Here is an 8,254-nt window from a genome sequence, read left to right on the forward strand (position 1 = left end):
AAGCCGGTGACGGCTTGGCCGTTTGTCGTGGTTTTCGACCAAACGCGGTTCAGGCTGCGGCTCAGGCCCCTCGCCGGAACCGTACCATCCCTCAGATTTGACGCGTATATTTCTTCCGCAGCGCCCACTCCACCTCAAGCGGAACCAGATCCTGCACGTTGCCTTGAAACTTCGCTATCTCCTTCACAATACTCGAGCTGAGATAGGAATATTTGGGATTGGTCATCATAAAAATCGTCTCGATCTCGCTGTCCAGCTGGTGGTTCGTCGACGCGAGCTGAAGCTCGTAGTCGAAGTCGGATATGGAGCGGATGCCGCGGATGATCACATTCGCCTGGCGCGACTTCATATAACGGACGAGCAGGTCGCGGAAGCTGTCAATCTCCACGTTAGGCATGTCCTTCGTCACTTGGCGAAGCAGATCCTTGCGCTCATCCACGGTGAACATCGGCATCTTGCTCGTATTGTTCAGCACCGCCACGATCAGACGGTCGAACCGTTTGGCGGCGCGATGGATAATGTCCAAATGGCCGAATGTGACCGGGTCGAAGCTCCCGGGGTACACCGCCACCGAAAGGGGCTTCTCATTGAGGTTCATGCGTGCTGGTTCCTCCTTGGCCGCCCGCCGGCCTATAGTCGTAAATCGCAACCGCCGTTTCGCCGTATAAGGCGAGCTTGCGCAGCTCGAAGCCGCCGAATGATTCCGCATACCTGTGGCCCGACTCATGCTCGACCACTACGATCGCATCCGCTACGAGCAGTCCGCGCGAGGCCATGTCCGCCATCAGCTCGTCGGCGTTTTTCATCCGGTAAGGCGGATCGAGAAAAGCGAGCCGGAAAGCGATGCCCCGCTTCTCCAGCATTTTCAACGCCCGTTCGGCCGTGTTGCAATAAATCTCGGCCCTGTCCTGAAGACGTGCGGCCTCCACATTGCTCTTCACAATACTGATGCTCTGCCGGTCGCTGTCGATGAACACCGCCTTGTCGACACCGCGGCTTAACGCTTCGATGCCGAGTCCGCCGGTGCCCGCGAACAGGTCCAGCACGTGTCCCCCATCGAAGAACGGCCCGATCATGCTGAACATCGCTTCTTTAACCTTGTCCGTAGTCGGGCGCGTATTCATGCCTGGAACCGCTTTAAGCGGCCGGCCCTTGGCCTCGCCCGCAATGACTCTCACGCTCGTGACGCCCCCCTGTGCCTTACGCATCCTGTAGTTTTCTGTCTGAGGCTATCGTATCATATTTTCCTCTGTTGGCAAAAAAGATTTGGGCCCGATGTATATTCGTCCCGGTTTCGGCAATCCTTAATATATCGGCATCGAGAGATGTCGTAGACAACCGCGGAGAAGGCTTACGTTTCCCCATAAGCTCTTCGTCCGGTTTCTCCTCTCCCATGAAGGGCCCCGTCGCGAGACGGGGCTCGACTTTTTATGTAACAGAACCTTTTAGGCGTTGATAATACTTCATTTTTGATATATAACAGAATTCAATTTTCCGTTGATACAGGCTCAAAAATCACTTGTGGGGACCAAAAGGGGACCAAAACCCAAAAAAGCATGAAAAATACCCCCGTTATGCCCTCCAAACAATACCGGCTATCTGCTCAATAGTCACAGTCCGCAATTCCCATTCCCCGCCATGCGCGGGGATTTCTATTTCAAACCCTGTCGGCAGTCCTGGCATTACATAAATGTCCAGTACGGTTCCTTCCTGGCCATCAGCCAGGCGCACTACGTCGAACTGGTCAGGGCCTACCGTACCCAGATCGGACCATAGTAGCCGCCCTTCCAGGCTGTAAATGCTGGCCGGCTTCTCCTGGTCTGACACTTCAAACAGTCGGCCAACTGTTATATACTGCCCATCTCTAGGCGAGTCCACCGAAACTAACCGCAGGTAAGCTGCGTGATATTCTCGGTAGCCCGAATCGTCTTCCTCCAGCCCGTTATCGGTTTCGCTTATCGTATCCATTTCGGCCGTCGTTTCAAGCCCCGAAGGCCAAACGATTCGGCACTTTTCCTGGTAACGCAACTTATTCAGCGCTTTAATTAAACCGCTCATTTGTCGCCCCACTCCACCCAGTACATTGTCTGCAGCTACTTCGGCTAAAGGTAGTAAAGTCTTTACTTCTATAATATAAGGCAAACGGTCTACCCTTGCGATAATTAAAGCTGCTACAATACTCGAACTGTTAACTGTAAGTAAATGGTTACTATTTCAGTGATTCGGCTTATAATCCCCCTATAAGTGAAAGAAGGGGGCCAACAATGGAATTTTCTATGAGTACCATAGTAAACGGTGAAAAGGTAACGATCTACTGTAATGACGGTGTTTGGCGCGGTGATAAGACACCATTTAAACCGTTTTTCAAAAACGTTCACGATACAATTGCGCCGTATTTTCGGGAATATGCGTATAAAAGCGGTCTTATACCGAAGTTATTAGCGGAACTTTCATACAGCGAAAGAGGTACGACTTTAGAGTTATTACGGACTTGGCTACAACACAAAGAACCGATTTACCAACTCTTTGAAATGATAAGTAAAGCAGTAATGAAATACGAACACAAACACGATGCATTTTTACGAAAATGTAGTTCTTCACCGCTGCCAGAACCTTTTGAATCTAATGCAACTTCACCAGAAGAAAAATTCGAAGAAGCGTACCAATACGCAAAACACAGCTTACCACGTTCTGCGGAATTCGAACGTAACCTAGCCGCTTTATCAGAAACCGATCCGAAAGCTGCCACAAGGATTTTGCGGGACTGGGGACAGGGGAAGACAGCGGGATTCCAGCTGTGGGAGGAAGCAGCGGACGCGCTAGGGCAAAGGGGTTAGCCATATGCCTACGATTTACGATTACGCCGCACAAATAAAGAACCAGGCCAGCGCCCGCGAAGCGCATAGCCTGGTCGTGGATATTGTCGAAGGCAAAATAATCACGCCGCACACCGGCAGCCTGTACTGGCAGAAGCTGCAGCGCCTTCGTGATCTGGGCGAAGACCAGCTGGCCGACACGCTTAACCGGGATTTTGCACATAAGTTTTAACCAGGGAGCGGGGTCGTTTTGGATCCCCGCTTTTTTCGTCTATTGATTGTGCTGCAGGTGTTATTTATCGAACACGAATACAGACAAAAAAAAGAGTCGAAAGCCTTTAGTAACAAGGGCTTCGACGCTTTTTGAATTCGCGACTAATACGGTTTTCTGCGCTTTTTTTATTGCACCGGCGCGCCGATTACCTGAGTTTGGTGATGGGTTACGTGTGTCGGCCGGTCTTCCTTATGGATTCTTGCATCGGGTACGGTCACGCTGGCGGTATACGGCTTCCCGTTTGCGGCGTCGTCGGCTTCACGCAGCAGCCGGTTCGTGTCCTCGGCCAGGTCGTTATAAATCCATACCCATTTCCGCAGCGTGTCCATGTCGATGTGTGCGTGTCCCATTACCCCGAAGTCGCTACGCTGGCCAGTCGCCGATTCTACCATGCTACGCGTGTCTTGCTGAATCTGCAGCAGTTCCCGGTTAATCCGCGCCCTGGCGTTCAATACCTCGGCCAGCTTGTCCAGGTACTGCGCCCGGATCGCGCCCAATTCATCCAGCGACGGTTGCATTTCGGCAAGCAGGCGGCCGTCTTGGATCTGATTTCTGATTTCGCCCATAACTGCCTGTAGCGAAAACTGGGCGGCATTTGTGGCCGGTGCGCTAGAATCGTTCAGCCGCTGCAGTAAAAGTTCCTGCCTTTTCTTCGCAATAATGAGCGCGCCGTATGCTTTACTCACTTCTGCGTTTACTGCATCGTCAGGCGCTTCGTCTGGCATGGCTAAAGCACGTTCCATTACCTCGTCGTTGTGTTTCTGTGCCGCTGCGACGGTTGCTGCTGCTTCGGCGCGCTGGCGGTCCTCCTCCTGGCGCTTCGCTGCGTTCGCGGCCAGGTTGGCCTTCATTTGCTCGAACAGTTCGATTTTCATTGTGGTTTCCCCCTTATTTTTGGTTTACAAAAGTTCTCCCATGTTGGCCGTACTCAAAATGCCGGCGGCTTCTTTCGCTTTGCGGTGGAATACTTCGATAAATTTAGCGTAAAGCGCTTCGCCGTCGTCGCCTGGTGCCGCGATTATTTCGACTTTCTCTATCAGCTTGTCGATATTTACTTGGCGCGGTTGTGCTGGTTGCGGTGCTGGCTGCTGGACGGCCAGGGCGCCGTCGTACCGGCGTGTATTGCTTGCCGTTTCTGGGCGTTCGATAGGCATCTGGTTAAACGGCTGCACGACGGCCATCTGGCGTTCCTTGAAGCCCATGGCGGTATCATACTGACGGGCTTGCGCGGCGGTTAATACCCGTTCGCCTGCGTGAAGCATGGCCATATAGCCATCGTACGGTACGCGGGCCAGGCCGGTAGCATGGCTGCCGTCCATATTCATTTCCGGGATTCTTGGAAGATTAAGCTGGAAGCTATACCCTCCCATCCAGTCGGGCAGCGTGATACTTAGGGCTTCGTTCAACTTTTCAATCAGCGTATTAACTAATCCTACGATCCAGTTTACGCCGCTGGCGAAGCCGTCCCGGATTCTTCCCCACATCCCGGAAACACCGGTTACGATACCTTCCCAAGCGGCTACCGCCGAATCTTTTACGAAGTTCCAGGCTGTAGCAGCTGCACCTTTGATCTTGTCCCAGTTCTTGATAACGGCATAAACCATAAGCCCGACTGGGCCGGTTATCGCGGCCAACAACAGGCCGCCCCATTTTTTGAACCAGGCGACGATCCCGGTAAAGACGTTTACGGCCGTTTGTTTGATCCGCTGCCATACGCCCGCTAAAAACGTGCTTACCTCGCCCCAATGCCTTACCAGCAGGATTACGGCCCCGATCAGCAGGCCGACGGCCGTAATAACCAGGCCGATAGGGTTCATGTTCATTGCGAAGTTTAGGACCGCCTGCGCGGCCGCCCAGGCCCTTGTAACAGCAGCTGCGGCTTTTTGATAGACGGCTACGGCTAGAATCTTCACGCCGATAGCGCCCCAAGCGACGGCCAGCCCCAGCAACATAGGCCCTACCCAGCCCCAGTTATCTATGAACCATGCGCCGGTATCAACGATCCAGCCGCCTAACGTGGCCAGGGCGTCGATCACAGCTGGCAGGCCTTCATTATACAGCCAGTCAATCGTCGGGACGGCGTACTGCTGCCAGGCCGTCTGCAGGGCGACGAAAGCGTCCAGGAAAGCCTGCTTTAATGTTTCGATCTGCGGGCGATGTTCGGCGTACCAGGCGCGCAGCTTGCTGGCTATCATTTCGATATTTTGCCGGGCCGTTCGGTATGATTCCATGAATACCGCGCCGATCACCCGGCCGGCTCCGCTCATTACTCGCCAGGCTACCGCTGCCCCCTGTTGAATCTTCGATACCCAGGAGTCCAGCTGGCCGCTGTCCTTTAGCCGCTGAATCCAGGCTAGCGTAGTACCTAGCCCCGTCTTTAGCTTGTCGAACAGCGGCGCGCCTAGCTGCCGGCCCATGCCGCCTATGAAGTCTCTGGCGTTCGATAGCATCCCCTTAAAGGTTTTACTCTGCAGCTCCATGCCGCCCTTGTATCGTTCTTCCATCAGCGAGAACATCGCAGCGTTAAAGGCCTGTTGATCTGTTATCTGCCCCGACTTGTTTATAAAGTCGGCCCCCATCTTAGCCCCCTGGGCCTCGATCATGGCTTTGGTTATGCCGAATTCTTTCAGCCGTTCCAGTTCGCCCGTTTGGGCGTCCGCTATAGCTTCGGTAGCTTGATCCAGGCTCTTCCCCATGACGGACGCCATATCGCCGGTGATCCCCAGCACTTTCTGGGCTTCCATGCCGTAGCTGGCCATTTTCGTAGTCGCTGCGACGATCTCCGGAATTTCGAAAGGCGTATTAGCGGCAAACATGGACGCCCATTTAAGCGTGTCGGCGGCCTTCTCCTGGCTTTTCAGTACGACGGCCAGGGTATTCTGATAGGTTTCCATATCCGCATTTCCCTGTACCAGCCAATCGAAGCCGGCTTTTGCGGCCATGCTGCCGGCTACGGCGACGATTGCGCCCCGCAGGCTTACGATCCTCCCGCGCGTTCTACCGGCCGCGTCGGCGACGTGATCCAGGCTGTTCTGCGTCTGCCTGGCCTGCGACACGAAGCGGCCCATTTCGTTACGCAGCCGGCCGTTTGCGTCCCGGTAGTAGTTCGTCCCCTGCGTCGCCCGGGTCAAATTCGATTGAATGAACCGAAGCGGGCTGCTGAAATGATCCGTCAGCTGCAGCCTAGCACCCATTACAAATTCCCTTGCCACATCCCACCCCACCCATTACGAAAAAATCGGTTTACCGCCACCGTAGGCCGCCGATTTTTCCCGTAATCGTGAAGGGTCGCCGATTTAACCGCCAATCGTGAAGGAGGTAAAGACTTCTTTACTGCGACGTGATAGCTTGCATAAGCCGCTTGATACCGGCCCGTTCGCCGTTAAGGTGTGCGTATATCGAATCTACCGCCGCGTCGCAGCCTTTCGTGTACTCGGCCTTCGTGATCCCCAGCAGCTGCAGCGCTTTGGCCAGGCGCAGCTGCCTAATCCATTTACACGTAAGGCAGGCCCGTTCCAGGCGGGAAAGGTGCTTTATGGCGTCGTCCAGCATGATCTTGTTTAGCCGGCCGCCGCTTACGCCGTCGTAGTTCTTCGGCCCGCTATTGCTCGGCAGGGCGTCTGCCGGCCGATCCCCCACTACTAGGCTTTCGTAATTGTCCAGCCAGCGCCTTATGATCTTCTTCGATAAGTAGCCTTCGATATACACCCCTGGCCAGGCCCCCCGTCGTCGTCCGTCGTCGCTGCTTTCGTGGGTTCGCTATGGTTCATATGGATAAACATAATTCCGATTATTTCCCGGCCGCGTACGGGCCTATTTTGCGGGCTGATGGTCCAGGCGCTGCTGCGGTTTCCCGCCCCAGGATATTTGCACTTTGCCCTGGGAAGCAGCCGCCAGTTCCTTGTTTACCTGGCTTAATAAATCTTCGCCGCTGTCCTGGTTAAGCCGGGCGTGCTTCTCTACCAGGCGGCCCAGGGCTTCCAGCGCTCTTACGTAGGCCCTGTCGTCGATCGTGCCGGGCAGATACCATTCATAGGCGTTCAGCGTGCCTTCTACGGCCACCATGCGACGCTCCGTCTTGTCCTTCCAGGACCGCAGATGCTGGATGATCTGCGTTTTCAGCACGTAAATTTCGTGTTCCAGACCTAGCCGATTGTCCTGGGTCAGTTGTTCGTAGATTTCCTGGCCGGCGTCGTTCAGCGTCGAAGCGTACAGGCCATGTATGCGGCTGTTTTGGCTTACCCGCTGCTTCCCTTCCTCGGTTTTCGGTCCCGTATTGTTACCCCCGCAGTATTTGCAGCGCCCGTACCCCGAATGTTCCGTACCCATGCCGGCATACTGCCGGCAGCGTGCGTCTACCCCTTTCCGACGCGCCCCGCAAAGTAGCGCGGGCTTCCCCCGCCGTTCGCCCATCATGTTTTTCTCGTCGGCCTGCGGGTGAAATTCGTGCTTTTTTGTCATTTCAGCCACAAGGCTGCCCCCTATCACAATTCGAAAGATTCCTGCTCAATGTCTTGCATATGTGCCGCGAAGTGATCCGGGTCGTACGGGTACAATTCCGGGTCGATCTCCAGCACTTTGGTCCAGAAGTTTTTCCGAATATTAGCTACCCGGCCGGTCAGCCTGCGCGCCTTGCCCTGTAGTCGGGAAACCTCCGACTTTAGCTGTACGGTATCCTGGGTTTCAATCATCCCGCCAAGGCGGCCCCGTGACGGTAGTAGCTGGGCTACGGCCGCCGATGTCGCCTTTAAGTCCAGGTAAAGGTCCAGCGTCGCGTTCAGTTCGGCCAGAATGTCGGTGTATGTCGTGATTTTTTCGGCTACCAGGCGTGCTTCCCGTCGGTCTGCGGCTTCTTCGAATTCGGTACAGCGGTCCACCAGGTAGCCGACCTCTTCCAAAAGCCCGAATTGAACGGGGAAGTTTCGGTAATCGTCAAGCAGCGGACGGTCTTTCCACTTTCTCCCCATACTGTGCAGCAGCTCCCCTACTTTTGATTGTTTTGTTTCGCATATAAAGGCCCTTGGGCCGAAAAGGGCCGGCGCCCCCACTCCCGAAAAACACCCGTCAGTAGCGGAAAAAGCCCAATCATACAGCGGCTAAAAGAGTAAATAATAAATACCTATATATAATAAATATATATCCCGAGTTTGGCGACATTTATTTC

The 8,254-nt window shown here is 54.5% G+C and carries 10 protein-coding genes; 2 read left to right on the plus strand and 8 right to left on the minus strand.

Going from position 1 to position 8,254, the window contains the following annotated elements; genetic code table 11:
• Nucleotides 1-91: 91 nt before the first annotated feature.
• From coaD to BG52_RS16560, 3 genes are all read right to left on the minus strand, one after another.
• The gene (coaD, locus tag BG52_RS12860) at nucleotides 92-598 is read right to left on the minus strand and encodes a pantetheine-phosphate adenylyltransferase (protein ID WP_036586385.1); all 507 of its coding nucleotides are present in this window, start codon (nucleotides 596-598) and stop codon (nucleotides 92-94) included.
• Nucleotides 585-1,178 carry a 16S rRNA (guanine(966)-N(2))-methyltransferase RsmD gene (gene rsmD, locus BG52_RS12865; RefSeq protein ID WP_036586387.1) on the minus strand — a complete coding sequence of 198 codons (594 nt, stop codon included), beginning with the start codon at nucleotides 1,176-1,178 and terminating at the stop codon, nucleotides 585-587. The genes coaD and rsmD overlap by 14 nt, the downstream gene beginning before the upstream one ends.
• A gap of 394 nt (nucleotides 1,179-1,572) precedes the next feature.
• Nucleotides 1,573-2,058, minus strand: coding sequence for a hypothetical protein (locus tag BG52_RS16560; protein ID WP_223299012.1), 486 nt, complete (start codon nucleotides 2,056-2,058; stop codon nucleotides 1,573-1,575).
• A 206-nt stretch (nucleotides 2,059-2,264) separates the two neighbouring features.
• Between BG52_RS16560 and BG52_RS12880 the strand changes: the two genes are divergently transcribed.
• Both BG52_RS12880 and BG52_RS12885 read left to right on the plus strand, forming a co-directional pair.
• Nucleotides 2,265-2,837 (plus strand): hypothetical protein, encoded by a 573-nt coding sequence (locus tag BG52_RS12880; RefSeq protein ID WP_036586389.1) that lies wholly within the window; start codon nucleotides 2,265-2,267, stop codon nucleotides 2,835-2,837.
• Between the two features lie 4 nt (nucleotides 2,838-2,841).
• The gene (locus BG52_RS12885; protein ID WP_036586391.1) at nucleotides 2,842-3,048 is read left to right on the plus strand and encodes a hypothetical protein; all 207 of its coding nucleotides are present in this window, start codon (nucleotides 2,842-2,844) and stop codon (nucleotides 3,046-3,048) included.
• Nucleotides 3,049-3,215: 167 nt separating this feature from the next.
• On the opposite strand, the gene BG52_RS12890 is transcribed toward BG52_RS12885, so the two are convergent.
• The 5 genes from BG52_RS12890 to BG52_RS12910 all read right to left on the minus strand — a co-directional run bounded on the left by BG52_RS12890 (nucleotide 3,216) and on the right by BG52_RS12910 (nucleotide 8,057).
• The gene (locus tag BG52_RS12890) at nucleotides 3,216-3,965 is read right to left on the minus strand and encodes a hypothetical protein (protein ID WP_036586393.1); all 750 of its coding nucleotides are present in this window, start codon (nucleotides 3,963-3,965) and stop codon (nucleotides 3,216-3,218) included.
• 24 nt (nucleotides 3,966-3,989) lie between these two features.
• Nucleotides 3,990-6,158, minus strand: a complete 2,169-nt coding sequence (locus BG52_RS14980; RefSeq protein WP_144340820.1) for a hypothetical protein — start codon at nucleotides 6,156-6,158, stop codon at nucleotides 3,990-3,992.
• A gap of 262 nt (nucleotides 6,159-6,420) precedes the next feature.
• On the minus strand, nucleotides 6,421-6,798 hold the full coding sequence (locus tag BG52_RS12900; RefSeq protein ID WP_036586465.1) for a hypothetical protein: 378 nt from the start codon (nucleotides 6,796-6,798) through the stop codon (nucleotides 6,421-6,423).
• 105 nt (nucleotides 6,799-6,903) lie between these two features.
• Nucleotides 6,904-7,560 (minus strand): hypothetical protein, encoded by a 657-nt coding sequence (locus BG52_RS12905; RefSeq protein ID WP_051588065.1) that lies wholly within the window; start codon nucleotides 7,558-7,560, stop codon nucleotides 6,904-6,906.
• Between the two features lie 14 nt (nucleotides 7,561-7,574).
• Nucleotides 7,575-8,057 (minus strand): hypothetical protein, encoded by a 483-nt coding sequence (locus BG52_RS12910; protein WP_036586469.1) that lies wholly within the window; start codon nucleotides 8,055-8,057, stop codon nucleotides 7,575-7,577.
• Nucleotides 8,058-8,254: the final 197 nt, after the last annotated feature.

The organism is Paenibacillus darwinianus, assembly GCF_000598065.1.
Taxonomy (GTDB): Bacteria; Bacillota; Bacilli; order Paenibacillales; family Paenibacillaceae; genus Paenibacillus_I; species Paenibacillus_I darwinianus.

Excerpts from the sequence above, each read along its gene's own strand:
- coaD (WP_036586385.1), bottom strand. The coding sequence starts at position 598 with ATGAACCTCAATGAGAAGCCCCTTTCGGTGGCGGTGTACCCCGGGAGC.
- BG52_RS16560 (WP_223299012.1), bottom strand. The coding sequence starts at position 2,058 with ATGAGCGGTTTAATTAAAGCGCTGAATAAGTTGCGTTACCAGGAAAAG.
- BG52_RS12880 (WP_036586389.1), top strand. The coding sequence starts at position 2,265 with ATGGAATTTTCTATGAGTACCATAGTAAACGGTGAAAAGGTAACGATC.
- BG52_RS12885 (WP_036586391.1), top strand. The coding sequence starts at position 2,842 with ATGCCTACGATTTACGATTACGCCGCACAAATAAAGAACCAGGCCAGC.
- BG52_RS12890 (WP_036586393.1), bottom strand. The coding sequence starts at position 3,965 with ATGAAAATCGAACTGTTCGAGCAAATGAAGGCCAACCTGGCCGCGAAC.
- BG52_RS14980 (WP_144340820.1), bottom strand. The coding sequence starts at position 6,158 with ATGGGCCGCTTCGTGTCGCAGGCCAGGCAGACGCAGAACAGCCTGGAT.
- BG52_RS12910 (WP_036586469.1), bottom strand. The coding sequence starts at position 8,057 with ATGGGGAGAAAGTGGAAAGACCGTCCGCTGCTTGACGATTACCGAAAC.